Origin of the sequence: Pseudomonas sp. SCPG-7 (assembly GCF_002156405.1) — a bacterium.
Taxonomy (GTDB): domain Bacteria; phylum Pseudomonadota; class Gammaproteobacteria; order Pseudomonadales; family Pseudomonadaceae; genus Aquipseudomonas; species Aquipseudomonas parakoreensis.
The window spans coordinates 327,352-352,555 of sequence record NZ_MVOO01000002.1; the positions used below are offsets into that span (position 1 = coordinate 327,352).

The 25,204-nt window shown below is 60.6% G+C and carries 20 protein-coding genes; 9 read left to right on the top strand and 11 right to left on the bottom strand.

The window, feature by feature from the left end; genetic code table 11:
• Positions 1-1,647 (top strand): chaperonin GroEL, encoded by a 1,647-nt coding sequence (gene groL, locus B1722_RS05850; RefSeq protein ID WP_041068396.1) that lies wholly within the window; start codon positions 1-3, stop codon positions 1,645-1,647.
• 217 nt (positions 1,648-1,864) lie between these two features.
• Here the strand turns inward: groL and B1722_RS05855 are convergent, their stop codons facing one another.
• A complete protein-coding gene (locus tag B1722_RS05855; RefSeq protein ID WP_086791788.1) occupies positions 1,865-3,814 on the bottom strand; it encodes an LTA synthase family protein in 1,950 nt (649 codons plus the stop codon).
• A gap of 201 nt (positions 3,815-4,015) precedes the next feature.
• Here B1722_RS05855 and colR point away from each other — a divergent pair, with 201 nt between their 5' ends.
• From colR to B1722_RS05880, 5 genes are all read left to right on the top strand, one after another.
• Positions 4,016-4,699 (top strand): two-component system response regulator ColR, encoded by a 684-nt coding sequence (gene colR, locus B1722_RS05860; protein ID WP_041068401.1) that lies wholly within the window; start codon positions 4,016-4,018, stop codon positions 4,697-4,699.
• Entirely contained in the window at positions 4,689-5,963 is a 1,275-nt protein-coding gene (locus B1722_RS05865) for a HAMP domain-containing sensor histidine kinase (RefSeq protein ID WP_041068403.1), read from the top strand. Before colR ends, B1722_RS05865 begins: the two co-directional genes overlap by 11 nt.
• Positions 5,964-6,114: 151 nt before the next feature.
• Positions 6,115-6,783: a class I SAM-dependent methyltransferase gene (locus B1722_RS05870; RefSeq protein WP_041068703.1), complete on the top strand. Its 669-nt coding sequence runs from the start codon at positions 6,115-6,117 to the stop codon at positions 6,781-6,783.
• 4 nt (positions 6,784-6,787) lie between these two features.
• Positions 6,788-7,501, top strand: a complete 714-nt coding sequence (locus B1722_RS05875; RefSeq protein ID WP_086791790.1) for a lipopolysaccharide kinase InaA family protein — start codon at positions 6,788-6,790, stop codon at positions 7,499-7,501.
• 2 nt (positions 7,502-7,503) lie between these two features.
• Positions 7,504-7,731: a hypothetical protein gene (locus B1722_RS05880; protein ID WP_041068407.1), complete on the top strand. Its 228-nt coding sequence runs from the start codon at positions 7,504-7,506 to the stop codon at positions 7,729-7,731.
• A 190-nt stretch (positions 7,732-7,921) separates the two neighbouring features.
• Here the strand turns inward: B1722_RS05880 and B1722_RS05885 are convergent, their stop codons facing one another.
• From B1722_RS05885 to B1722_RS05930, 10 genes are all read right to left on the bottom strand, one after another.
• The gene (locus B1722_RS05885; protein ID WP_086791792.1) at positions 7,922-10,951 is read right to left on the bottom strand and encodes a multidrug efflux RND transporter permease subunit; all 3,030 of its coding nucleotides are present in this window, start codon (positions 10,949-10,951) and stop codon (positions 7,922-7,924) included.
• A 13-nt stretch (positions 10,952-10,964) separates the two neighbouring features.
• Positions 10,965-12,113 carry an efflux RND transporter periplasmic adaptor subunit gene (locus tag B1722_RS05890; RefSeq protein ID WP_086791794.1) on the bottom strand — a complete coding sequence of 383 codons (1,149 nt, stop codon included), beginning with the start codon at positions 12,111-12,113 and terminating at the stop codon, positions 10,965-10,967.
• Positions 12,114-12,338: 225 nt separating this feature from the next.
• Positions 12,339-13,439 (bottom strand): DUF1513 domain-containing protein, encoded by a 1,101-nt coding sequence (locus B1722_RS05895; protein WP_086791796.1) that lies wholly within the window; start codon positions 13,437-13,439, stop codon positions 12,339-12,341.
• Positions 13,440-13,453: 14 nt separating this feature from the next.
• Positions 13,454-14,518, bottom strand: coding sequence for an imelysin family protein (locus B1722_RS05900; protein WP_086791798.1), 1,065 nt, complete (start codon positions 14,516-14,518; stop codon positions 13,454-13,456).
• Between the two features lie 26 nt (positions 14,519-14,544).
• A complete protein-coding gene (locus B1722_RS05905) occupies positions 14,545-15,972 on the bottom strand; it encodes a di-heme oxidoredictase family protein (RefSeq protein ID WP_086791800.1) in 1,428 nt (475 codons plus the stop codon).
• Between the two features lie 292 nt (positions 15,973-16,264).
• Positions 16,265-17,608, bottom strand: a complete 1,344-nt coding sequence (locus B1722_RS05910) for an imelysin family protein (protein WP_041068419.1) — start codon at positions 17,606-17,608, stop codon at positions 16,265-16,267.
• Positions 17,609-17,836: 228 nt separating this feature from the next.
• Positions 17,837-19,888, bottom strand: coding sequence for a bifunctional diguanylate cyclase/phosphodiesterase (locus B1722_RS05915; protein ID WP_041068421.1), 2,052 nt, complete (start codon positions 19,886-19,888; stop codon positions 17,837-17,839).
• Positions 19,889-20,301: 413 nt separating this feature from the next.
• Complete coding sequence (locus B1722_RS05920; RefSeq protein ID WP_003227660.1) at positions 20,302-20,898, bottom strand: superoxide dismutase; 597 nt, start codon at positions 20,896-20,898, stop codon at positions 20,302-20,304.
• A gap of 176 nt (positions 20,899-21,074) precedes the next feature.
• Complete coding sequence (locus B1722_RS05925; protein ID WP_086791803.1) at positions 21,075-21,677, bottom strand: LysE/ArgO family amino acid transporter; 603 nt, start codon at positions 21,675-21,677, stop codon at positions 21,075-21,077.
• Positions 21,678-21,683: 6 nt separating this feature from the next.
• Positions 21,684-22,085, bottom strand: coding sequence for an ACT domain-containing protein (locus B1722_RS05930; protein WP_041068425.1), 402 nt, complete (start codon positions 22,083-22,085; stop codon positions 21,684-21,686).
• Positions 22,086-22,181: 96 nt separating this feature from the next.
• Here B1722_RS05930 and B1722_RS05935 point away from each other — a divergent pair, with 96 nt between their 5' ends.
• The 3 genes from B1722_RS05935 (at position 22,182) to B1722_RS05945 (ending at position 25,092) form a co-directional block, all read left to right on the top strand.
• Positions 22,182-23,075 carry a LysR family transcriptional regulator ArgP gene (locus tag B1722_RS05935; RefSeq protein WP_041068427.1) on the top strand — a complete coding sequence of 298 codons (894 nt, stop codon included), beginning with the start codon at positions 22,182-22,184 and terminating at the stop codon, positions 23,073-23,075.
• A 53-nt stretch (positions 23,076-23,128) separates the two neighbouring features.
• Positions 23,129-24,121 (top strand): NAD(P)-dependent oxidoreductase, encoded by a 993-nt coding sequence (locus B1722_RS05940; RefSeq protein WP_086791805.1) that lies wholly within the window; start codon positions 23,129-23,131, stop codon positions 24,119-24,121.
• Between the two features lie 116 nt (positions 24,122-24,237).
• Positions 24,238-25,092, top strand: coding sequence for an ATPase (locus tag B1722_RS05945; protein ID WP_041068430.1), 855 nt, complete (start codon positions 24,238-24,240; stop codon positions 25,090-25,092).
• Positions 25,093-25,204: the final 112 nt, after the last annotated feature.

Here is a 25,204-nt window from a genome sequence, read left to right on the forward strand (position 1 = left end):
ATGGCTGCTAAAGAAGTTAAGTTCGGCGATGCCGCCCGCTCCAAGATGCTCAAAGGCGTCAACGTTCTGGCTGACGCGGTAAAAGCGACCCTGGGCCCGAAAGGCCGTAACGTGATCCTCGAGAAGAGCTTCGGCGCTCCGACCATCACCAAGGACGGCGTATCCGTCGCCAAGGAAATCGAACTCGAAGATCGCTTCGAAAACATGGGCGCGCAGCTGGTCAAAGACGTTGCCTCCCGTGCCAACGATGACGCTGGTGACGGTACTACCACCGCGACCGTTCTGGCTCAGTCGATCGTCAACGAAGGCCTGAAAGCCGTCGCTGCCGGCATGAACCCGATGGATCTGAAGCGCGGTATCGACAAAGCGACCATCGCCATCGTCAAAGAGCTGAAAGCCCTGTCCAAGCCATGCGCTGACACCAAGGCAATCGCTCAGGTCGGCACCATCTCCGCCAACTCCGACAACTCCATCGGTGACATCATTGCCGAAGCCATGGAAAAGGTCGGTAAAGAAGGCGTGATCACCGTTGAAGAAGGCTCGGGCCTGGAAAACGAACTGTCGGTTGTAGAAGGCATGCAGTTCGACCGTGGCTACCTGTCCCCGTACTTCGTCAACAAGCCGGACACCATGGTGGCCGAGCTCGACGGCCCGCTGATCCTGCTGGTCGACAAGAAGATCTCGAACATCCGCGAAATGCTGCCAGTGCTGGAAGCCGTTGCCAAAGCCGGCCGTCCACTGCTGATCGTTGCCGAAGACGTTGAAGGCGAAGCCCTGGCGACTCTGGTAGTGAACAACATGCGTGGCATCGTCAAGGTTGCAGCCGTCAAGGCTCCAGGCTTCGGCGACCGTCGCAAGGCCATGCTGCAGGACATCGCCGTTCTGACTGGCGGTACCGTGATCTCCGAAGAGATCGGCCTGAGCCTGGAAAGCACCACCCTGGAGCACCTGGGTAACGCCAAGCGTGTGACCCTGTCCAAGGAAAACACCATCATCGTTGACGGTGCTGGCGTTGAAGCCGACATCCAGGCGCGTATCGCTCAGATCCGTGCTCAGGTTGCCGAAACTTCCTCGGACTACGACCGTGAAAAACTGCAAGAGCGTCTGGCCAAACTGTCCGGCGGCGTTGCAGTGATCAAGGTTGGCGCTGGTTCCGAAGTTGAAATGAAAGAGAAGAAGGCCCGCGTTGAAGACGCCCTGCACGCAACCCGTGCAGCCGTTGAAGAAGGCGTGGTACCTGGTGGTGGCGTTGCGCTGATCCGTGCTCTGGAAGCCCTGACCGAACTGACCGGCGACAACGCTGACCAGAACGTCGGTATCGCTGTGCTGCGTCGCGCTGTTGAAGCGCCGCTGCGTCAGATCGCTGCCAACTCCGGTGACGAGCCAAGCGTAGTGGTCAACGAAGTGAAGAACGGCAAAGGTAACTTCGGTTACAACGCCGCTTCCGGCGAATACGGCGACATGATCGAAATGGGCATCCTGGACCCAACCAAGGTAACCCGTTCCGCTCTGCAAGCTGCAGCCTCGATCGGCGGTCTGATCCTGACCACCGAAGCAGCTGTTGCTGATGCACCGAAGAAAGAAGGCTCGGCTGGCGGCGGTATGCCAGACATGGGCGGCATGGGTGGCATGGGCGGCATGATGTAAGCCAGCCTTACCCCTGTAATAAAAAACCCCGCCTGCGATGAGCAGGCGGGGTTTTTTATTGCCTTCGATTTGTCGTTGGCGCTATACCGAGGTGCGCCCATCGCTGGCGAGCCAGCTCCCACAGGTTTAGCGCAATCCTTGTGGGAGCTGGCTCGCCAGCGATGGCGTCATGTCAGTCAACACAGAGGCTGACTGACACAACAACGTCCATCTTCAGTTAACGATCACTGACCTGCGGAGCCTCTTCTTTCACAGGCTTCCAGCTCAACAACTGCTGTTTGAAGCCATAACTGGCCGCCTGGTAATACGCAATCGCCCGGCTGACCAGCGGATCGTCACTGCTGACCCGCGATTCACGGCTCTCGGTCAACGCATCGTCATGCCGGCGCAAGCCCTGGCGCGGACTGAGGATCGCCAGATCCTTGCCATCGAACAGGCCCAGATGCTGATAGTTGCCGACCACCACGCGCGGTGGCAGCGGGTTGTCCTGCAACAGGTTGCGGCCGAAGAACGTCGAGGTGTAATCCAGGTTCAACAGGCCCAGCAGCGTCGGGGCCAGATCGATCTGGCTGGCCAGTTGCGCGCTTTCGCGAGCCTCGATCATTTTCGGCGCATAGATGAACAGCGGGATCTGATAGTTGGTGATCGGCAAGTCTTCTTTACCGGCACTGCCTGCAGTGTGGTCAGCGACGAAAATGAAGATCGTATTGTCGAACCACGGTTTCTGCCGCGCCTGCTCGAGGAACTGGCCAATCGCATAGTCGGTGTACTTCACCGCGCCATCGCGGCCGTTTCCGGACTTGATGTCGATGCGGTTGTCTGGGTAGGTGTAAGGACGGTGATTGGAGGTGGTCATCAACTGCAGCAGAAACGGCTGCTGTTTGGCGTAGTCGGCGTCCGCCAGTTTCAGGGTCTGGCGATACAGATCTTCGTCGGCCATGCCCCAGGCGTTCTTGAAGTGGATCTCGGCTTCATCGACGCTGCTCTGATCGACGACGCGATAGCCGTTGCCGCTGAAGAACGCGTTCATGTTGTCGAAGTAACCGCGTCCGCCGTAGACGAACACACTGTCGTAACCTACGGCGCTGAGCTGTTGGCCAAGGCTGGCGAAACCGCTCTCACGACCGATGCGCTTGACGATCGAGCGGCCCGGCGTTGGCGGGATGGCCAGGGTGATGGCTTCCAGACCGCGGTCGGTGCGGGTGCCGGTGGCGTAGAAGTTATTGAAGTACAGACTCTGCTTGCGCAAGGCGTCGAGGTTCGGCGTCAGGTTGCGACCGTCGCCGTTGCTGCCCAGGTACTTGGCGCTCAGGCTTTCGATGGTCACCAGCACGATGTTCGGCTTGCGCGGGGTGCCCGGGTTGTCGATCACCCGGCGAATGTCCTGTGGATCTTTGCCAATGAAGCGTGCGTCGCTTTCACTCAGCTCGGAACGGATCTGGCTGGCGACTTTTTCCGCCGGCAGGCTTTTGTAGAACTGGGTGTAGTCCAGTTCATTGTTACGGAACGCGGCGAAGAACTGATACGGACCGTTGCTGGCCAGCTCGTTCTGGTAGGCGTTGCCGCCCTGGGCACGAGGGGCGTCCTGGCTGAGCAGTTGCAGGCTCAGACCCGCGACGATCAACAGGCCCAAGGCACTGAGCAGACGTCCGCGCAGCGCTGGCAGCGGAGCATTCATGGCGGCATTGAACGGCTTGCGCAAAGCGAAACTGATGACCACGGCCAATACGGCGAGGAGGCTCAGCAGTTTGCCGATCGGGTAGGATTCGAGGACGTTGTTCAGCACTTCGTCGGAGTACACCAGGTAATCGACGGCGATGAAGTTGAAGCGTACGCCGAACTCGTCCCAGAACAGCCATTCGGCCACCGCCACGAACAACATGGCGAACAGGCTGATCGTCAGCAGGACGCGCAGGAATCCGCGATGTCCGCGACGACGCCACAGGCCCGGCGGGCAGAGCAGCAGGTACAGGCCCATTGGCAGTGCCGCGTAGGCAAGGAACCCCAGGTCATACAGCGCACCGATGCCGAACACGGAAAGGGCGAGGCCACCGGCCTCATCCAGGTGAGTCAGCAGCAGGACTGCTCGCGTCAGGAGAAAAATGACCAGCCAGGCGCCGGTGATCAGCAGCAGAAAGCGCATGGGCGCTGTCTTGAAAGAGTCCATTGTCTCGTTTTCCTTATATCAATGGCGCGCGAGTGTCGCGGCGTCACTGTAATCAGGTTGTGAATCGATAGTGAAAACTTTGTTAATTATTTAATTTGTCCGGGCAAATGGACTTGCGCGTATGCCGGCCCTAGCCCTGAACCGGCGTAGGCCTTAAGCTGCGCGGGCCAAGACGGCCGTTACTGTACGGAGGAAATGCCAATGCGAATTCTATTGGTCGAAGACAACCGCGATATCCTGGCCAATCTGGCCGATTACCTGGGGCTCAAAGGCTATACCGTCGATTGCGCCCAGGACGGTTTGTCGGGCTTGCATCTGGCGGCTACCGAGCATTACGACCTGATTGTGCTCGACATCATGCTGCCGGGAATCGACGGCTACACCCTGTGCAAGCGTCTGCGTGAAGACGCGCGGCGCGACACGCCGGTGATCATGCTCACCGCCCGCGATCAACTGGATGATCGCCTGCAGGGCTTCAAGTCCGGGGCCGACGATTACCTGGTCAAGCCGTTTGCCCTGTCCGAACTGGCGGCGCGCGTCGAGGCCGTCATGCGCCGGACTCAGGGTGGCGGACGCCGTGCGTTGCAGGTCGGTGACCTGAGCTACGACCTCGACACCCTGGAAGTGACCCGCGAGGGCAAGCTGCTCAAGCTCAACCCGGTCGGCCTCAAACTGCTGGCGGTGTTGATGCAGAAGAGCCCTCACGTCCTGCGGCGGGAAATTCTCGAAGAAGCGCTGTGGGGCGATGACTGCCCGGACAGCGACAGCCTGCGCAGCCATGTCCATCAATTGCGTCAGGTGATCGACAAGCCCTTCGCCAAACCGTTGCTGCAAACCGTGCACGGCGTGGGTTACCGCCTGGCCGAGGGGCGTGATGGAGTTTAAGCAAAGCCTTTCCCAGCGGATCATCATCGCCTTTGCGCTGATGAGTGCGCTGGTGGCCGGGGCCTTCGCCATGGGTATTGTGGCGACCGTGCACCTGGTGGAGGAAAAACTGATTTCGGCGGGGCTGGGCGGCGACCTGCAACGTCTGTTGCTGATGGACAACGTCTCGGACTGGAGCCATCGCCCGGAACCGGATCAGTTGTTCTATTTCAGCGGTGGGCCAGGCGATTTCGAACTGCCCAAGGATCTGCGTCACCTTGATGCGGGCTTCCACGAAGTGTTCCGCGAACAGTTGTCTTATCACGCGATGGTCGAGATCGTCGACGGCCGTCGTTATGTCCTGCTGCAGGATCAAAGCGATTTCGAAGAACGTGAACGCGTGCTGTTTGCCGTGGTGCTGGTGGGTTTTGTGCTCAGTCTGGCGCTGGCGGTGTTTCTCGGCTGGGTGTTGGCGCGCAAGGTCATGGCGCCAGTGGTGCGCCTGGCGCGGCAAGTGCGCCACCGCGATCAATTGCTGGGGCTGGCGCCGCCCCTGGCGCCGGATTATGCGGCTGACGAAGTCGGCGAACTGGCGGTGGCGTTCGATGCCACGCTCGGGCGTCTGCGGCAGGCGCTGACCCGCGAGCGGCTGTTCACCAGCGATGTCAGCCACGAACTGCGTACGCCGTTGATGGTGCTGGCCAGTTCCTGCGAGCTGCTTCTGGAAAACCCGGGGCTGGATCAGCGCGGTCGGGCCCAGGTCGAGCGAATTGCCCGAGCCAGCGAGGAAATGCGCGAACTGGTGCAGACCTTCTTGATGCTCGCCCGCGCTCAGCGGGAAGACGCCGGTTCCGCGCCGCAGCAGACCCTTGCCCAGGTGGCTGACGGACTGCTGGGTATCTGGCGTGAACCGATCGAGTCGAAAGGGCTGCGACTGATGTACGAGTCGGGCAACCCGCCGGACACCTGCTTCAATGCCACCCTGCTCAGCGCAGTCATGGGTAATCTGCTGCGCAATGCCTGTCACTACACCGAACACGGATTCATTCGCCTGACACTCAACGACAACGGTTTCGTCGTCGAAGACTCGGGTGTGGGCATTCCCGAGGAAAAACGCGAAGCCATGTTCCAGCCCTTCGTGCGTGGCAATGAAAAGCGCGGTGAAGGCTTGGGGCTGGGCTTGTCACTGGTGCAGCGAATCTGTGAAAACCAGGGCTGGGAGGTGACGTTGAGCACCATGGAGCCTAATGGTTGCCGCTTCGAGGTCACGCTGGGCAAGCGCTGAAGATCGTTGATGGCCCCGCGCTATTGCTTTTCGCGTGTAAAACCCTGTAATAATTTGCCGGTTTACCTGACGTAATTTTCACATAGGGACGACCTGACGCTGACATGCCACTACCTATGGTAAGGGTATCAGTCAATCAGGAGCCCCCATGATGAGCAGACCGATCAAGCTCGATTTTTCCGAAAAGTATGATGACCAGCATGCACAAAAATATTTGCGCAAGCATCAGGACGGTCTAGGTCGTCGGTTGTCTCACTGGCGGGACGAGCAGTTGGCCCGCAAGGCGTTGACGCTGGCCGGCGAGCCGGGGCTGGTTCTGGATCTGCCGTGCGGTGCAGGGCGTTTCTGGCCGTTGCTGGCGGAAAAGCCCAACCGGGTGATCATTGGTGCGGACAATTCCGAGTCGATGATCAAGACCGCGATGCAATCGCAACCGGCTGACGTCGTGAAACGGGTACAACCTTTGCACACGTCAGCGTTCGACATTGCTTTGCCCGATAACGCCGTCGACAGCATTTTTTGCATGCGGTTGCTGCATCACATCGGTGAAGCCGAGCACCGGCGGGCGATTCTGCGCGAGTTCGAGCGCGTCACCCGTGACAGCGTCATCATTTCGTTGTGGGTGGACGGTAATTTCAAGGCCTGGAAACGCAAGCGCGCCGAGCGGCGTCGCGGGCAGGAAGGTTACCAGAACCGGTTTGTGTTACCGGCTGTGACAGTTGAAAAAGAATTCGAAGAAGCAGGTTTTCGCATTCAGGAACAACTCGATTTTATCCCGCTCTATGCCATGTGGCGGGTTTACGTATTACGCAAGAGGTAACAGGATGGTGGTGCAAATAGCAGCAGAAACGGAAGTCGCTCCCCAGGATCGCTTCGATTACTACTGGAACCAGCGCGGTGAATGGGTGGAAGAGCCCAACGTACGCCGTGGCGGGGAAAGTGGTGTGCAACGGGTCGTGGGCCGTGACGGCCAGTTACTGTATGCCAAGCGCCAGACCGGACATATCTATCGCAGCTGGTTGCATCCTTTCGGCCGTCCGACGGTCTTGCGCGAGCTGGATGCGCTGACCGGCGTCAGCCGTCTCGGCGTCCGCGTACCGCAAATCGTCTTCTGCGGCGCGCAGCCCGATCCGCAACACAAGTGGCGTGCGCTGTTGGTGACCAAATCACTGGACGGCTTCGACGAACTTGAAAAGTGGGAAGCCGCCGGTGGTCGTGCGCAATACGGCGAAGCCGTCTACGAGCGCGTGCTCAAGGACCTGGCAGAAAACCTGGCGCGCATGCACAAGGGCCGCTGGCAGCACAGCTGTATCTACATCAAACACGTATTTGTACGGGTGACCGGTGAGGGCGACGCGGCGCAGGTCGAAGTGGCATTGATCGATCTGGAAAAATGCCGCCAGCGTCTGACCGCTTATCGCGCGGCCTCCCATGACATGAAGCAATTGCGTCGCCATTCGTCGTTCAGCGACACGGACTGGAAAAAACTCGTCTACTTTTATGAGACGGCGTTTGGCAGCGCTATCAAAGGTTTATAGCGATGAAACTCGAAATTGCACGAGGTTTGTTTTTGGTTGGAGCCTTGGCAGTTGCTTCATTGGCGGTGGCGGCCTGGGAGCAGCCCCGCATGCAGGTGATCGGTGCCACTACCGGCGATGCTCACTGCGCAGTACCACGGGTGGCGAAAGCCACCGTGGCGACTAAACCCGACCATGATCTGTTGTTGTTCATGTTCGGACTTTCTCAAGGGATGAGGCCACAGAGTTGAACCGATTGAAGCCAAAATGAAAGGCCTCGCAGATGCGAGGCCTTTTTTATGCATGAATGAAAATCCCCTGTGTAGGAGCTGCCGAAGGCTGCGATCTGTTGATCTTGATCTTGATCTTGGCTTTTAAAAACAAAATCAAAAGATCGTCCGAACGCGGCCCGAACCTTCGGCAGCTCCTACAGGAGCCAGGTCATGGCTTTGGATCAGGTTTGGCCAACAGGGTGTAGATGCACGGCAGCACAAACAGGGTAAACAAGGTGCCGATCGACATCCCCGTGGCAATCACCATGCCGATATCAAACCGGCTCACCGCACCGGCACCGGTCGCCAGAATCAACGGCACCATGCCGAACACCATCGCCGCCGTGGTCATCAACACCGGGCGCAAGCGGATTGCCGCGGCTTCCTCGACCGCTTCGCGCGCGGTCAGGCCTTTGTCCTTGCGTAACTGGTTGGCGAATTCGACGATCAGGATCCCGTGCTTGCTGATCAGCCCGATCAATGTCACCAGACCGACCTGGGTGTAGATGTTCATGCTCGACCAGCCAAGGAACAGCGGAATCAACGCACCACAGATCGACAGCGGCACCGTCACCAGAATCACCAACGGGTCGCGGAAGCTTTCGAACTGCGCCGCCAGCACCAGGAAAATAATCGCCAACGCGAGGGCGAAGGTGACCCACAGGGCGCTGCCTTCCTGCACGTACTGGCGCGAGGCGCCACCATAGTCGAAGGCAAACCCGGCTGGCGCCTCCTCCCGGGCGATCTGCAGCACGGTGTCGATGGCTTCACCCATGCTGACCAGCGGGAATCCGGAAATCTTCGCCGCGTTGAGTTGCTGGAACTGGTTGAGCTGGCGCGGTCGCGCCCGGTCGCTGACCTTGATCAGGGTCGACAGCGGCAGCAGCTCGCCCTGGGTGTTCTTCACGTAGTAGTTGTTCAGCCAGCCAGGGTTTTCGCGGTACGGTCGTTCAACCTGGGCAATCACCTTGTAACTGCGGCCTTCGATGGTGAAACGGTTGATTTCCGCCTCGCCCAGCAGCGTCGCCAGTGTTCCACCAAGGTCCTGCATCGACACGCCCATCTGCGCGGCTTTGGCGCGGTCGATGTCGACCACCACTTCCGGCTTGTCGAACGCCAGATCGAGGTCGACGAACGCGAACTTGCCGGACGCCATGGCGCGTTTCTTGATCCGGTCGGCCACTTGCAACAGCAACTCGTAGTCGTTGGCGGTATTGACCACAAACTCGAACGGCAGACCTTCGCCGGTGCCAGGCAGGGAGGGCAGGTTGAAACCGAAAATCTGCAGGCCGGGGATGCTCGCCAGTTTGCCTTGCACCTCGGGCAGGATCTGCATCTGCGTGCGGCTGCGCTCGTTCCATGGCTTGAGCAGGAAGCCGCCGATGCCCGCTTGTACACCGTTGTAGCCATTGATCTGGAACGAGGAGTAGTACTCCGGAAACTCCTTGAAGATCTTGATGAATTCGTCGGTGTAGGTGCTCAGGTAATCGAGGTTGGTCGGCTGGGGGGCCGTGGCCATCATGAAGATGATGCCCTGATCCTCGTCCGGCGCCAGTTCCGACTTGGTGAACTTGAGAAACACCGGGATCAGGCACAGCACGATCACCGCGAACACCAGCACCACCGGCCGCGTGTTCAAGGTGCCGTGGAGCATGCTCTGGTAGCGGCGTTTGAGGCTGTCGAAAATGCGGTCGAGGCGGTGTGCCAGGCCACTGGGGTTTTCTTCGTGGCGCAACAGCAGGGCGCACATCATCGGCGACAGGGTCAGGGCGACAATCCCGGAAATCACCACGGCACCGGCCAGGGTCAGGGCGAACTCCTTGAACAAGGCCCCGGTCAGTCCGGTGAGGAAGCCGATCGGCGCATACACCGCCGCCAGGGTGATGGTCATCGACACCACCGGCATGGCGATTTCCCGCGCACCTTCCAGCGCGGCCTCCAGCGGCGTCTTGCCTTCCTCGATATGCCGGTGAATGTTCTCCACCACCACGATCGCGTCGTCCACCACCAGACCGATGGCCAGCACCATCGCCAGCAGGGTCAGCAGGTTGATCGAGTAGCCCATCATCTGCATGAAGAACATCACGCCGATCATCGACAGCGGGATGGTCACCACCGGGATCACCACCGAGCGCAACGCGCCGAGGAACAGGAACACCACCACGATGACGATCAGCACCGCTTCGAACAGGGTTTTCACCACTTCATCGATCGAGGCCTGAATAAACAGCGTGGCGTCGTAGGCAATCTCGCTTTTGAGGTTGGGCGGCAGCTGCGCTTCCAGCTCCGGCATCAGCTTGCGCACTTCGCGGATCACGTCCAGCGGGTTGGCGCCGGGTGTGGCCTTGATGCCGATGTACACCGACGGCGTGCCGCCGAACGAGCTGATCGAATCGTAGTTTTCCGCGCCCATCTCGACCCGCGCCACGTCACTGAGCAGCACGCGGCTGTCGCCACTGACCTTGAGCGGAATCGCCGCGAAGGCTTCGGCGGATTTCAGTTCGGTGTTGGCGTTGATGCTGGTGACCACGTATTCGCCCTTCACCTCGCCGGCGGCGGAGAGGAAGTTGTACTGGCGCACGGCGTTGGTCACATCGCTGGCGCTGAGGCCGAAACCGGCGAGCTTCACCGGGTCGAGCCACAGGCGCATGGCGAACACCTGATTGCCGAGAATCTCCGCTTCGGCCATGCCCGGCAGGGTCGCCAGTTTCGGCTGGATCACCCGCGACAGGTAGTCGGTGATCTGCGGGTTGCTCAAGTCCTTGCTGAAGAAACTGATGTACATCAGCGCCGAGGCGTCGGCCGATTCCTTGCTCAGCACCGGGTCTTCGGCATCCTGCGGCAGTTTGTTCTTCACCTCGTTGGCCTTGGCCAGCAGTTCGGTGAACAAACGGTCGGTGTTGGAACCGATGCGCGCGTAGATCGAGATTACCGAGAAGTTCTGGCGACTGACCGAGGTCATGTAGTCGATGCCTTCGGCGCTGGCCAGGCTTTGCTGCATCGGTTGGGTGATGTAGCCCTGAATGGTCTCGGCGTTCGCCCCGGGGTAGGCGGTGGTCACCGTGATCAGGGCGTTTTCCATTTGCGGGTATTGGCGCAGCGGCAGTTTGCTCCAGGCCTGGAAACCCAGCAGCACAATCAGCAGGCTGACCACGGTGGCGAGCACCGGGCGGCGGATGAACGGATCGGTAAAAGCCATGGGGATTCCTTGATCAGTCGGCGCGGGGCGGACTGTTCTGCTCGCCGAGGGTCTTGTCGTCGCTGATGGCAATGTGTGCGCCGTTGTCCAGTTTGATCTGGCCGGCGGTCACCACTTGTTCGCCGCTCTGCACGCCCTTGTTGATCATCACCAGGCCATCGCGGCGTTCACCGGTCTCGATGAAGCGACGTTCGGCGATCAGTACCGGCTGGCCCTTGTCGTCTTTGACCACGCTGCCATCCTCGGCCTTCTGTTGCCCGACCACATACAGCGAGTTGCCGTAGAGGGTGTAGGTGATCGCGCTTTCCGGCACCACGATGTGTTGCTGTGGATCGGGCAGCAGCACGTCGAGGCTGGCAAACATGCCCGGCAGCAACTTGCCGTCGGGGTTGGCCAGGGTCGCGCGCACCAGAATATTGCGCGTGGTGCTCTCGACAATCGGGTTGATCGCGCTGATGGCGCCGGGGAAGGTCTGTCCGGGATAGGCCGCGACACCGATCTGCACCGGTTGGCCGATGGCCAGTTTTGGCACCGATTGCTCCGGCACATAGAAGTCGGCGTAGAGGCTGCTCAGATCCTGCAGGGTGGCGATTTTAGTGCCGCTGGCGAGGTAGTCGCCGATGTCGACCTGACGAATCCCGATGGTGCCGCTGAACGGCGCGACGATGCGCTTTTTCGCCAGTGCTGCATTGAGCTGATTGACCGTGGCCCGCTCCTTTTGCAGCACCGCCGAGAGCCGGTCGTATTCACCTTTGGAGATGGCACGGCTGTCGATCAACTGGCTGCCACGGCCGAAATCCAGTTGCGCCAGGCCCAGATCCGCCTTGGCGGTTTCCAGCAGGGCGGCTTCGACGGCACTGTCGAGCTGCAGCAGTGGCTGCCCGGCCTTGACCTTCTGTCCGGATTCGAATTTGAGTTCAGTGACGGTGCCGGCGACTTCCAGACTCAGCTCGACGCCTTGCAAGGCCTTGAGCGAACCGACGGTGGGCAAACGCATCTGCCACGGCTGTTCGGTAGCGCGAGCCACGGCGACGCTGATCGGCGGTTTCGGTTTGGCAAAGCCCTGGATCATGGTGTAGATCGAAAAGGCTTTGTACCCGCCCAATACCAGGACGACCAGCAAGACAACACCCAACATGATCAGCATGCGGCGACGCAGCATTTTTCCAGTTCCTTGGATAAATCAGGTGAGACAGGCGGGCACATTACCCCGAGTCAGGTGGGGATTCCAACTGCCAGTTATTACAGTGAGGACGAATAAAACCCCTGTGGCGAGGGAGCTTGCTCCCGCTGGACTGCGCAGCAGTCCCATGCTTTTGAGTTAAAAAGCGGGGCCGCTTCGCGCCCCAGCGGGAGCAAGCTCCCTCGCCACAGTTACAGCGTTGATTCAGGCCATCAGATGAAGATGGTTATCCCAGAGCCCCGCCGGCAATTCCAGCGGCTTGGCCAGCAGTTGATCCTGGCGGCAATCGTAGTAACGGCAACGGCCCTGACCCGAGGTCACGACGAAGCCGTCCTTCACCGCACCAACACCGGCGCAATCGGGCAGCGGCGCGTCGAGGCGCACTTCGCCGCTGTCCAGGTCCCAGATGAAGAAGCGGTTGCCGCGCGGTGCGGTCAACGCCACCAGACGCAGTTCACTGTGCACCGCAACGCTGGCGGTGTAATGCCCCATCGACTGCAACTGATGCTCCGGCACCGGGAATGCCACGAAAGGCTGGCCCGGACGCTTGATCGCCAACAGCTCGGAACGCTCATGCGACGCGCCCATGAACTGCTGGCCGGCGACGATGGTGCCGTCGCTGGCAATGCCCAGGTGGCGCACGCTGTTCATCTGCTGGGAAAGGGTTTCCTTGCTCAGCAGGGTGCCGTCGCGCTGCATCAGCACCAGGCTCGGTTCCATGGCGTTGAGGTTCATGTCGACGCGGCTTTCGGCCTCGGTGCGGATCCCGCCGTTGGCCACCACCAGGGTTTCGCCATCGGGCATCCACGACACTTGATGTGGTCCGAGGCCATGGGTGGAGATCTCGCCGCTGTGCACCAGCCGTTCGCCTTCGAACCTGTACACCCCGAGCAGGCCACGCCCCGGATCAGTGGTGTCGTTCTCGGTGGCGTACAGGTATTCGCCGTCCTTGTGCACCACGGCGTGGCCGTAGAAATGCCGGTTCGGCTGCGAGGTCACGGTTTGCAGCAAGGTCCCGTCGCGCAGGTCGATCAGGTAGCTCTCGGTGCCCGGGCGGCGGGCGACGAACAGCGCGATCGGCAGCGTCGGGTGGTTGATGATGTCGTGACAACGCTGGCCGACTTCGGTGGCGAACACTCGCGTACCATCCAGCCGATAACCGACAGCGTAATGCTTACCGTCGGTGTCATCGCGCGCCGAGAGCAACAGCGGGCTCTGATCCTTGCGCTTGAACAGCGTCCAGCCGCCCAGTGTCACTGCTCCCAGCAGCAAACTACCTAAAGTCAGAGCCTGGCGTCGCAGCATGGCACTTGCCCTCATCAGTCACCGTCGTTGGCGTTGAAGCCCAGTTGGATGCCCAGCGCCTTGGCCAGTTCGCCTTCGTGCAGGCGATGGACGACGTTGAGGCTGTCGTAGAGATCGTTGAGTTGTTGACGACCGGCGTCGTCCTGAAGCATTTCGGTCAGCGAGCGTTGCGTGCTGCCAAACAGCTCCAGCGACGCGGCGTAAGCGGCGTCGATCTTGTCTGCCAACGGTTTCTGCTCGGTCGGCAACAGACCGCGCAGGCCCCTGTTGTCGACGCCTTCCCAGACGGTTTTGGCTGCAGCGAGGCTGGCTTCCAGCGCGGTCAGCGACGACTGGCTGCGCCAGGCATCAGCCTGGAACGGCTGCGGCACGCCTTTGCTCTGACGGCCCATTGGCGTGCCGAGTTTTTTCTTCAGGGTGTCGAGGGCGGTGACCTGCACACGCAGCAGATCGGCGATCGCTTCGTGCGAGTCGGCGTAGCGCTGGTTGGGGAACTTGCTCATCTGCGCGAGCATGCCGTCGGTGTTGTTCCAGCTCTGCAGAATCTCTTCGGCCAGTTGCTTCTGGCGCTCGCCGATGGCGATCAGCAACGGGCAGTACTTGGCTTTCTGCTCGGCGTTGGCGACGTCCGGCTTTTCATCGAAAAGGATGTACTCGTACGCCGACAGGCCCTGTACCACCACGCTGGATTTGGCCAGTGCGGCGGCGTCGATCTGCGGCTGGGCGGTGACCAGTTGCTCGACCTGACGGCCGACCAGGTTCTTCTTGTCCGGCCAGAATTGCACCTGCCACGAACGGTTGCCCTCGGCCAGTGGCCCGATCAGCAACGGTTGCAGCTCGGCCCAGGCTTTCTGCGCATGCAGGAAGTCGGCGCGGGCGGTTTCCAGGGTTTCCTTGCCTTGGCAGTAGGCGAGGGCGCTGACCGCCAGTTGCTTGTCGGCTTCGACCCAACGGGTGTAGGTCGGCAGGATCACCGATTTGGCGATGGCCGCCGACGTGACCGCTTGCGGGTCCTGCGGCGAGCAGGCGCCGAGGGCGAGTGCGGCAAGGCTGGTGAACAACAACTTGGGACGGAACATGTCGGGCTCCCGATTCTTTTAAGTGTTTAAAGTGAGTTCAAGAACGCCAGCAGCGCGGCACGCTGTTCGGCGTTGAAAGACAAAACCTGTTGCTGCGCCTGCTGCGCTTCGCCGCCATGCCAGAGCACGGCTTCGAGCAGATTGCGGGCGCGGCCGTCATGCAGAAACTGAGTGTGGTCACTGACCGCTTGCGTCAGGCCGATGCCCCACAACGGCGGGGTGCGCCAGTCGCGGCCGGAGGCCTGGAATTCGGTGCGGTGGTCGGCCAGACCCTCGCCCATATCGTGCAGCAGCAGATCGCTGTACGGGCGAATCACTTGATTGGCCAGTTCAGGTTCGGCGGCGTTGGCGGCGGTGGTGTATTTCGGGGTGTGGCAGGACTGGCAACCGGCCTGGAAGAACAGGTTCTTGCCGGCCAGCACTTGCTCGTCGTTGACGCCACGGCGCGCCGGCACCGCCAGGTTGCGCGTGTAGAACAGCACCAGACGCAGGATGTTGTCGCTGACTTCCGGCTCGCCGTCCGGGCCATTGCCGTTCGGCGCCTGTTTGCACGCAGTTTGTGCGTCGGTGCAGTCATCGAAGGGTCTCAGGCTGGTGGTCAGGCCCATGTCTCCGGAAAACGCGTGGACATTCTGCTGATTGAGATTCGGTTGCCCGGCTTTCCAGCCAAAACGGCCGGCCACGGTTTTCTGTAACTCATCGTCCCAGACCCGATTTACGCGACCCTTAATGCCGTTGTTCTCTTTGGCCTGCGCGGCGGCGTTGGCGAGGATCGCTTCTTCGGGAATGGCTTCGAGCAGGCCGAGGCCGATCATCGGCGGTGCGACGCGGGCCGAGAAACGCGTGTCCGGGTGCATCGGGCCGTAGCCCAACTGAGTGAATTGCAGCGCCGGTTTGCGCAGCTCGACTTCGGTACCGTCCTTGAAACGAATCGACACCGGGGTGTATTCGACACGCACCTTGCCTTCGGGCGTGACACCGGGCACGGCCATGTCCTGGAACTGGCCGCCGTAGACCGGCTCCGGCACCACGCCGAGTTGCTCGATGACGTTGGCATAGGCCGGCGAATCGGGAATCGACAGGCGCACCAGCATCGACACCGCGTTCGCCGCTTCCGGTGCCGGCGGGTGGCCACGGCCGTCCTTGATGTGGCAGTTCTGGCAAGCGTTGGTGTTGAACAGCGGGCCGAGGCCATCGCGTGCGGTGGTGGTCGACGGGGCGATCACCCACGGACTGCGGAAGAAACTGTTGCCGACACTGAAGTCGACCCGACGTGATGGCGGCAGATTGGCCGAAGGCAGCGAGAACGCATTCTGATCGGTCTTGCGCACAGTCGTTGCCCCGCCCGAACGCGCTTCACCGGGCTCAGCCTTGGTAAAGCGCGGGGCGTCATCGCAGGCACTCAGGCCCAGGGCCAGAAACAGTGCGGACAAGCGAAGCAGCAGCGAGGGCATCAGACATCCTGCGGACGGGCGAAAACAAAGGCGCAAAGTCTAACAGGGCGGGGGAGTTTGAATAAGAGGAATTATCGTTTGCTTGATTTGCGGCAGGGTTTCACTCGAGACCGAGGCGCAGCCATCGCTGGCAAGCCAGCTCCCACAGTATTTGTGTTGTACTCGGAGTGTGTGAACACCGCGAAACCTGTGGGAGCTGGCTTGCCAGCGATGAGGCCATCAGCATCACCGCAAAAAGCAGGCATGAAAAAGGCGACCCGAAGGTCGCCTTTTTTGGCGCAGACGCGCGTGATCAGAATTCGTGATCAGCGTTGTCCGGGTTCAGGTCGCTGATGCCCAGCTTGCCGGCAGCGGCTTCGATCGAACCGGTCTGCTTGACCAGCGCGGCGATGGCGTCACGCACGATCTGATTGCCGGCGGTGTTGCCCGCAGCGATCAACTGGTCGTAGTGCTCACCCTTGTTGGCGTGATCGACCATGACCTGGATCTTGGCTTCGGTAGCGGCCAGATCGGCTTTCAGCGCGGTGTCGGCAGCCGGGTCAGCCTTGGCCACCAGCGACGACAGGCTGGCGCCGGTCATCTTGCTGCCATCAACCCGGGTGTACTCGCCCAGGTACACGTTACGAATGCCTTTGGCATCGTAGAAGTGCGAGTTGTGGGTGTTGTCGCTGAAGCAATCCTGTTCGTCTTCCGGCGAGTTGGCTTCCAGCGAAACTTTCATGCGCTCGCCCGCCAGTTCGCCCAGGGACAGGCTGCCCATGCCGAACAGCATTTTGCGCAGGCCGCTTTCAGCCGGTTCGGCTTCCAGGGTGGCGCGGTAGTTGTCAGCCACGTTCGGCTTCCAGTTGCCGACCATTTCTTCCAGGTCGCTGACCAGCAGTTGAGTCACGGCTTTCAGGTACGCACGGCGACGATCGTTGTGACCGCCGGTGGCGCCTGCGCCTTCCAGGTAGTCCGACGCCGGACGGTTGCCGGCGCCCGGGCCGGTGCCGTTCAGGTCCTGGCCCCAGAGCAGGAATTCGATCGCGTGGTAGCCGGTGGCGACGTTGGCTTCGGAACCGCCCAGCTCGTTGAGGCTGGCGAGTTTTTCCGGGGTGATGTCCTTCACGTCGACCTTGTCTTCGCCGACCTGCACTTCAGTGTTGGCGATGATGTTGGCGGTGGCGCCCGGGTTGCCCAGCGCGTGCTCGTAGGATTTGTCGACGTAGTCGATCAGGCCTTCGTCCAGCGGCCAGGCGTTCACCTGACCTTCCCAGTCGTCGATGATGGTGTTGCCGAAGCGGAACACTTCGCTCTGCAGGTAAGGCACGCGCGCAGCGACCCAGGCTGCACGAGCGGCTTTCAGGGTGTCGGCGTTCGGCTTGGCGAGGAACGCGTCGACCGCGGTTTGCAGGGTTTTCGCAGTGGATTCGGCATCGCTGTAAACGGCGAAGACCATGTCGGCGTAGTGCGCGACCACAGCCTTGGCGGCGGCTTCATCGACTTTACCGGCAGCGGCAGGTGCTGGAGCGGCGGCGGTGCTGGCGGCCGGCGTCGGTGCGGCCGGGGCGGCAGCCTTGTCTTTGCCTTCGCCGCAACCGGCGAGGGAAATAGCGATGGCCAGCAGACTGGCGGTAGCCAGAGGCATACGAATCATGGCGAACATCCTGCTTCGGTAATGGAATGGACAGGGCGCGGGGGTGCGCAAAGCTGCGACATAATGCAAATCTTTCGCATTATGTGTAAAGGGTTGTGGCTGGAAATATTTCTTGTTTACGCCGGTGTGATGGCGCAGATCAAAAGATCGCAGCCTCGTTTCACTCGACAGCTCCTACAGGGGAATGCGATCCCTGTAGGAGCTGCCGCAGGCTGCGATCTTTTGACTTTATAAAATAGCCGCGTTGCTGCGTTGGGCTTGCTTGAGGTAGGCAGTCAGCTCCCGGGCAGGCAGCGGCTTGCTGTAGTGGTAGCCCTGACCTTCGTGGCAGCCTTCGGAGATGATGTAGGACTCCTGCTCGGCGGTTTCCACGCCTTCGGCGATCACCTGCATGCCCAGGCTTTTGCCCAACTGAATGATTGCGCGAACGATGGTCGCATCGTCGTCGTCATCCAGCAGATCCTGAACGAAGCTCTTGTCGATCTTGATCTTGTCCAGCGGCAGGCTTTTCAGGTAACTCAGCGATGAATAGCCGGTGCCGAAGTCGTCGATGGCGATCAGCGCCCCGGAACGACGCAGGCTCAGCAGATGCTGGGCGGCGGTGCTGATGTCTTCCATCAGGCCGGTTTCGGTGACTTCCAGCTCCAGGCTGCGCGGCGGCAAACGGTAGATCTGCAGCAGGTTGTTGACTACTCGCGGCAACTCGGCGTGGTGCAGTTGCACGGTGGACAGGTTGACCGCCATGCGCAGATCGACGAAGCCCTGATCGTGCCATTCGCGCAATTGCTTGCAGGCCTGATCCAGCACCCATTCGCCGATGGCGATGATGGTGCCGTTCTGCTCGGCCAGCGGGATGAACAGGTCCGGCGGCACCAGACCATGCTCCGGATGCTGCCAGCGAATCAGTGCTTCGACCCCGACCACGCGGTGATCGCGGTAGCTGATCTGCGGCTGATAAACGAGGTAGAACTGGTCGCGAATCAGTGCGTCGCGCAGGTCTTTTTCCAGTTCGCGACGGCGGCGCATCTCGCTGTCGACGCTGGCAATGTAGAACTGATAGCGATTGCGCGAGCGGGTCTTCGCCAGCGTCATGGTCTGCTCGGCTTTCTGCAACAGTTTCTCGGTGCTGTCGCCGTCTTCGGGGAACAGGGTGATGCCGATGGTCGCGCGCAGGCGGATTTGTTGATGATCGAGGTCAAACGCCGCTTCCAGATCATCAAGGATGCTTTGCGCCAGTTCTGCCGCCTCGTAAGGCTGCTCTATATCGGCCTGCACCAGCGCAAACTGGTCGCCACCCAGTCGGGCGAGGGCGCCAAGGCGACCGCTGTGGGCGCGCAGTCGGTCGGCCAGTGCCAGCAATAACTGGTCGCCGGTCTGATAGCTGAACTGCTCGTTGATCCCTTTGAAATCATCCAACCCCACGCACAGCACCGCGACCCGGCGTTGCAGCTTGCCGGCGTCGACCAGAATCTTGTCCAGTTGCTGCTGCAATTGCTGGCGGTTCGGCAGGCCGGTGAGGAAGTCGTACTGGGCCATGCGCAGCAGGCTGTTTTCCGCTTCGTGGCGCAGGTGGGTGTTGCGTTCGATGGATTCGAGCAACTGGTTGGCGGTGTTGATCCAGATCCCCAGTTCGTTTTTCTCGTGGCCCTTGAGCTGCGGAATCTTGTGCTCGCTGGGGCGATCGGGATTGATTTCGGTGAGGTGCTCGATGATCCGCGACAGCGGCTTGGTCAGCAGCCAGTGATAGACCAGATACAGCACCAGGCCCATGGCCAGGGCGCGCAATACGCCGGAAATGAAAATGATCACCGAACTGACAATGAAACTCTCGCCATAGGTGGCGGTGTCGAGGGTGATGCTCAGGTCGCCGTAATACTCGCTGTACGGGCCGCGACCGACTAATTGGGTGGTGAAGGTGCGTTCCTGACCGAGGATCAGATCGGTCAGCCAACGGCTGTTGGAGTGCTGCAACTCACGGGACTTTTGCGCGAGCATCGCTTCATTGGGGTGGCCGATGGAGGCCTGGCGCACGGCATCGTCCTGGAACAGGCCTTCGATCACCTGCATGCCCATTTCCCGATCCAGGCTGTAGACGGCCTGCGTCGAGGGATCACGGAACATGTCGAGGATGCGCTGCGCGTCGCCGGCCACCGCCTGGCGGGTTTTATAGGCATCGAAAACAATCTGGGCGCAGCTCAAGACCACGCCGACGATCAATGCCGAAAGGAGCACGACCCGGAGCAACTTCACCGACAAGCTGTTCTTGAGTTCCAGCTTCAAAGGGTTATTCCTTGTTCCGTGCGGGTAGCGTCAAGTTGCCATGAGTATTGGCAATCCCGTGTTGGCAGTCAAAGGGACAATCAAGCCTCGGAACATTTGCCCGTGGCCTTGGCCGAAATACTGCTGTCTGGAGTCTCAGCTCTATTTGTACTGTGTCGGTAGTTTCGGCCCTCAACTTGAGCGGTGCGGGACAATTTTTCCTCTGTTTGATGTTAGTCCGATGTGCTTCCCCGGCAAGCCGCCGCAGACAACGTTCATCGTGAAAAAAACGCTATTTCCTGTAGGAGCTGCCAAAGGCTGCTCCTACAGAAAAACAGAGGCGCCAGAAATCGTGGCACGGTGCGGCAGCTCCTACACAAAGCAAAGGCATAAAAAAACCCGGCAATAGCCGGGTTTTTTGACTGGCGCGCAGCTTAAGCGGTGAAGGTTTTACCTTCGAACTGCTCGGCAACGAACTTCCAGTTGACCAGGTTCCAGAACGCTTCAACGTACTTCGGACGCAGGTTGCGGTAGTCGATGTAGTAAGCGTGTTCCCAGACGTCGCAGGTCAGCAGCGGGGTGTCGCCGCTGGTCAGCGGGTTGCCGGCGCCGATGGTGCTGGCCAGGGCCAGGGAACCGTCAGCCTTTTTCACCAGCCAGCCCCAGCCGGAACCGAAGGTGCCGATCGAGGTTTTGCTGAACTCTTCCTTGAACTTGTCGAACGAACCGAACGCTGCGTTGATGGCTTCAGCCAGTGCGCCGGTTGGTTGACCGCCGGCGTTTGGCGCCAGGCAGTTCCAGTAGAACGTGTGGTTCCAGACCTGAGCGGCGTTGTTGAAGATGCCGCCCGAGGAAGTCTTGACGATCTCTTCCAGGGTCTTGCCTTCGAACTCGGTGCCTGGCACCAGGTTGTTCAGGTTCACGACATAGGTGTTGTGGTGCTTGTCGTGGTGAAATTCCAGGGTTTCCTTGGAAATGTGCGGCTGCAGGGCATCGTGTGCGTAAGGCAGCGGCGGCAATTCGAAAGCCATGATGATTCTCCTAATCAGGTCTGTTGCGGTGAGCGCAAGGCCGATCACGGGCGGCCAGAAATGCACCGACGAGTTTTTACTCTTTGCGGCGCAGGGTTCGGATCATAGCACCGGGGTCAAGGCTTAACCACGCAACAACTGTGTGGGATAGAGGTTCCAGAGCTGTTTGGAATAAATCACTGGGCCAATATCAATTGCCCGGCGACCGTGAACATCATCAACGCCACCACCAGATCGAGAATCCGCCAGGTACTCGGCCTTGCCAGCCACGGCGCGAGCCATGCGGCACCGAGGGCGAGGGTGAAAAACCACAGCAGTGACGCGCTCGCGGCGCCCACTACATAAGCCCCCGGCACCGACTGCTGCGCCCCCAGCGAGCCGATCAGCAATACCGTATCCAGATAAACGTGCGGGTTGAGCAACGTCACTGCCAGCGCGCTGAGCATCACCGCGCGCAACGAGCGTACGGTGTGGTTTTCTCCCTGATCCAGACTCTGTTTCGAGAACGCCCGGCGCAGCGCCTGGCTGCCATACCAGATCAGAAAGACCGCGCCGCCCCAGCGCGCCACTGCGAGCAATGTCGGGTTCTGCGCCAACACCGTGGCCAGGCCGAAAACCCCGGCCGCCACCAGCAGCGCATCACAGGCCACGCACAGCGCCGCCACCGGCAGGTGATGTTCGCGTCGCAGACTCTGCGCCAGTACAAAAGCGTTCTGGGTGCCGATCGCCATGATCAGCCCCAAGGCCACCAATAGCCCGTTCACATAGCTTTGCCACATCAATAATTACTCCGCATTGGCTGCGAGATCGCGCAGCACGTGCATGGCGCGTTCGGCGTCGGCCTGACCGACAAACAAATGATCGTGGTAGTACCCGGCGATCACGTTGCAACTGATCCCGGCCTTGCCCAGTGCGCTTGCGAACGCAGCGGTCAGGCCAACGGCTTCCAGTGCCGAATGCACGTTGAGGGTGATCCACGCCGCGACATAATCGAAACTGAACCCGGCGCGTTCAGCCTGGGAACGCTCGAGAATCACGGTCAGGCCTTCCTGCTCGCGGAAGCTGCCGACAATTTCCAGACCATTGGGCAACGGCGCGTCGCGCAGGGTGCAGAACACGTATTCGCCGGCATTGAGCTGCGGGCTCATGCTGCGCAGCAGCGTCGTGAGAGAGGTTTCGCCAGCCATTGCCGTGTTCCTTGATAAAGAGTGCTTGCTGGCTATTCTCCGGTCGAAAGCGGTATAAGAAAAACCAATAGTGCTGATCGCTCATTAGGAAAACTGATGTTCGACTATAAATTACTTTCCGCGCTGGCCGCTGTGGTCGAGCAGGCCGGATTCGAACGCGCTGCACAGGTGCTGGGCTTGTCGCAATCGGCGATCTCCCAGCGGATCAAATTGCTGGAAGCGCGGGTCGGCCAACCGGTGCTGGTACGCGGCACGCCGCCATCTCCGACCGAGATTGGCCGGCGGCTGCTCAACCATGTGCAGCAGGTGCGCCTGCTCGAACGTGACTTGCAGACCCTGGTGCCAGCGCTCGACGAAGAGGGGCTGCCGGAACGTTTACGCATCGCCCTCAACGCCGACAGCCTCGCCACCTGGTGGGCCGAAGCCGTGGGCGATTTTTGCGCCGAGCAGCATTTATTGCTGGATCTGGTGGTGGAAGATCAGACCGTCGGCCTCAAGCGCATGCGGGCCGGGGAAGTGGCGGCGTGTGTCTGCGCCAGCGAACGCCCGGTGGCCGGTGCGCGCAGCGTGTTGCTCGGGGCGATGCGCTATCGAGCGCTGGCCAGTCCGGCATTCATCGAGCGGCATTTCCCCGACGGGGTACGCGCCGAACAGCTGCCGCGCACCCCGGCGCTGGTGTTTGGCCCGGACGATTTCCTTCAGCATCGCTATCTCGCATCGCTGGGTGTCGATGGCGGATTCGAGCACCATTTGTGTCCGTCCTCTGAAGGATTTGTGCGCCTGACCGAAGCCGGGTTCGGCTGGGGACTGGTGCCGGAACTGCAAGTGCGCGAGCAACTGCAACGCGGTGTATTGCGCGAACTGTTGCCAGATAAACCGATCGATGTGCCGTTGTACTGGCATCATTGGCGCAATGGCGGTCAGCTGCTGGCCTTGCTGACCGAACAATTGCTACGTTCTTCATCGCGCTGGCTGGTGCCCTTGGGCTGATGATCAGCGTCAAGACAGACGTATCAGGTAAACGAAAGTCATCGGAGCGTTACATGAAAATTCTGGTCACCGGCGCAAGCGGCTTCATCGGCGGACGCTTTGCGCGTTTCGCCCTGGAGCAGGGCCTGGACGTGCGGGTCAACGGTCGCCGGGCCGAAAGCGTCGAGCATCTGGTGCGCCGTGGCGCCGAGTTCGTCCCGGGCGATCTCACCGATGCGGATCTGGTGCGCGAACTCTGCGCCGACGTCGAAGCCGTGGTGCACTGCGCCGGTGCCGTCGGTTTGTGGGGGCGCTATCAGGACTTTCATCAGGGCAATGTGCAGGTCACTGAAAACGTCGTCGAAGCCTGCCTCAAGCAACGCGTGCGGCGGCTGGTGCATCTGTCGTCGCCGTCGATCTATTTCGATGGCCGCGATCACCTCGGCCTGACCGAAGAGCAAGTGCCCAAGCGCTTGAAACATCACTACGCGGCGACCAAATACCTGGCCGAACAAAAGGTCTTCGGTGCGCAGGAATTCGGTCTGGAAACCATTGCTCTGCGTCCGCGCTTTGTCACGGGTGCCGGCGACATGAGCATCTTCCCGCGCCTGCTGAACATGCAGCGCAAGGGCCGTCTGGCGATCATTGGCGACGGTCTGAACAAAGTCGATTTCACCAGTGTGCAGAACCTCAACGAAGCGCTGCTCAGCAGCTTGCTGGCGGCCGGCTCCGCGCTGGGCAAGGCCTACAACATCAGCAATGGCGCGCCGGTACCGTTGTGGGATGTGGTCAATTACGTGATGCGTAAGATGGAGGTGCCGCAGGTCACCAAATACCGTTCGTATGGCCTGGCCTACAGCGTTGCGGCGCTCAACGAAGGCGTGTGCAAACTCTGGCCGGGCCGCCCGGAGCCGACCCTGTCGCGGCTGGGCATGCAGGTCATGAAGAAAAATTTCACCCTCGACATCAGTCGCGCCCGGCATTATCTGGACTACGATCCGAAAGTCAGCCTGTGGTCGGCCCTCGACGAGTTCTGTGGCTGGTGGAAAGCCCAGGACATCCGTTGATACAAGTCGCCCGGCCAGCAATGAACCGCACTGCCGCTTGAGGGTCAATCCCTGCGGCTGCGGCGGTTATACTTCGCAGCATTTAGCCATCACCGCGTTCCACAAAGGTTGCCTCAATGTCCATGCGTAACGATGCCAACGACGATTTCGACGATGTACCGAGCCTGCGCGCCGACACCTTTGACGACGATGACATTCCGCCCAGCGCCCGCACCTCCGTGCACTCGCGCACGCCGCCGGTGGTCAAGGTCAAGGCCGCGAGTACCGGGCCGCTGTGGGCACTGGTCGGCGCGTTGTTCTTCGCCTTCATCGGTCTGGCCTGGTGGAGCTTCCAGCAGATTTCGCTGATGGAGCAGCAATTGGTCGCGACCCAGGAAAGCTTTGCGCGCATCAGCGAGGAAGCAGCGGGGCGCCTTCAGGACATTTCCGGCAAGGTCGTCGCCAGCCAGAGCAACGTCAACAGTGACAGCGAGGCCTTGAAGTTGCAGATCAAACAGCTGGAAACCCAGTTGCTGGATCAGAGCAAACAGCAGCAAGGCGTGGTCGGTCAGGCCAGTGATCTGGACAAGCGTCTGGCGCAAATGACCGCGCAGACCACCGAACAACAGAACGCCAATAGCCAGTTGCAGGCGCAGGTCAAAGCCTTGAGCGCCGAACTGGCCACTCTGAAAAGCGCCCCGGCCGACACCGGCAAGGTCGATGCCCAGCTCAAGAGTTATGACGCTCAGTTGAAAAGCCTCGGCGCTGATATCACGGCGCTGAAGAAGCAGGGCAATTCGAACGCGGCGATCGAGCGTCTGGAGCAGGAAATCGTCGTTCTCAAGAGTGAACAGGACAACCGTCCGGCCGCTGCGCAGGGTGGCGGCAATACCGCCGAGTTCGACGCATTCCGCGGGCAGATGACCCGCAACCTCAACACCCTGCAGGCGCAGATCCAGAACTTGCAGCAGCAGATCAACGCCCGGCCGTAGGGCCGAAGTCAGGATATCTGTGGCGAGGGAGCTTGCTCCCGCTGGAGTGCGAAGCGCTCCCCTGCTTTCGTTCAGGTAGAGCGCATTTGCAGGTTTTGCGACTGCTTCTCAG

What these genes read in the sequence shown, in the direction of transcription:
- B1722_RS05940 (WP_086791805.1), top strand. Translation starts at nt 23,129, where the DNA reads ATGAAAATTCTGGTCACCGGCGCAAGCGGCTTCATCGGCGGACGCTTT.
- B1722_RS05920 (WP_003227660.1), bottom strand. Translation starts at nt 20,898, where the DNA reads ATGGCTTTCGAATTGCCGCCGCTGCCTTACGCACACGATGCCCTGCAG.
- B1722_RS05945 (WP_041068430.1), top strand. Translation starts at nt 24,238, where the DNA reads ATGTCCATGCGTAACGATGCCAACGACGATTTCGACGATGTACCGAGC.
- groL (WP_041068396.1), top strand. Translation starts at nt 1, where the DNA reads ATGGCTGCTAAAGAAGTTAAGTTCGGCGATGCCGCCCGCTCCAAGATG.
- B1722_RS05880 (WP_041068407.1), top strand. Translation starts at nt 7,504, where the DNA reads ATGAAACTCGAAATTGCACGAGGTTTGTTTTTGGTTGGAGCCTTGGCA.
- B1722_RS05900 (WP_086791798.1), bottom strand. Translation starts at nt 14,518, where the DNA reads ATGTTCCGTCCCAAGTTGTTGTTCACCAGCCTTGCCGCACTCGCCCTC.
- B1722_RS05870 (WP_041068703.1), top strand. Translation starts at nt 6,115, where the DNA reads ATGAGCAGACCGATCAAGCTCGATTTTTCCGAAAAGTATGATGACCAG.
- B1722_RS05855 (WP_086791788.1), bottom strand. Translation starts at nt 3,814, where the DNA reads ATGGACTCTTTCAAGACAGCGCCCATGCGCTTTCTGCTGCTGATCACC.
- colR (WP_041068401.1), top strand. Translation starts at nt 4,016, where the DNA reads ATGCGAATTCTATTGGTCGAAGACAACCGCGATATCCTGGCCAATCTG.
- B1722_RS05910 (WP_041068419.1), bottom strand. Translation starts at nt 17,608, where the DNA reads ATGATTCGTATGCCTCTGGCTACCGCCAGTCTGCTGGCCATCGCTATT.
- B1722_RS05935 (WP_041068427.1), top strand. Translation starts at nt 22,182, where the DNA reads ATGTTCGACTATAAATTACTTTCCGCGCTGGCCGCTGTGGTCGAGCAG.
- B1722_RS05885 (WP_086791792.1), bottom strand. Translation starts at nt 10,951, where the DNA reads ATGGCTTTTACCGATCCGTTCATCCGCCGCCCGGTGCTCGCCACCGTG.
- B1722_RS05895 (WP_086791796.1), bottom strand. Translation starts at nt 13,439, where the DNA reads ATGCTGCGACGCCAGGCTCTGACTTTAGGTAGTTTGCTGCTGGGAGCA.
- B1722_RS05865 (WP_041068403.1), top strand. Translation starts at nt 4,689, where the DNA reads ATGGAGTTTAAGCAAAGCCTTTCCCAGCGGATCATCATCGCCTTTGCG.
- B1722_RS05925 (WP_086791803.1), bottom strand. Translation starts at nt 21,677, where the DNA reads ATGTGGCAAAGCTATGTGAACGGGCTATTGGTGGCCTTGGGGCTGATC.
- B1722_RS05875 (WP_086791790.1), top strand. Translation starts at nt 6,788, where the DNA reads ATGGTGGTGCAAATAGCAGCAGAAACGGAAGTCGCTCCCCAGGATCGC.
- B1722_RS05905 (WP_086791800.1), bottom strand. Translation starts at nt 15,972, where the DNA reads ATGCCCTCGCTGCTGCTTCGCTTGTCCGCACTGTTTCTGGCCCTGGGC.
- B1722_RS05930 (WP_041068425.1), bottom strand. Translation starts at nt 22,085, where the DNA reads ATGGCTGGCGAAACCTCTCTCACGACGCTGCTGCGCAGCATGAGCCCG.
- B1722_RS05890 (WP_086791794.1), bottom strand. Translation starts at nt 12,113, where the DNA reads ATGCTGCGTCGCCGCATGCTGATCATGTTGGGTGTTGTCTTGCTGGTC.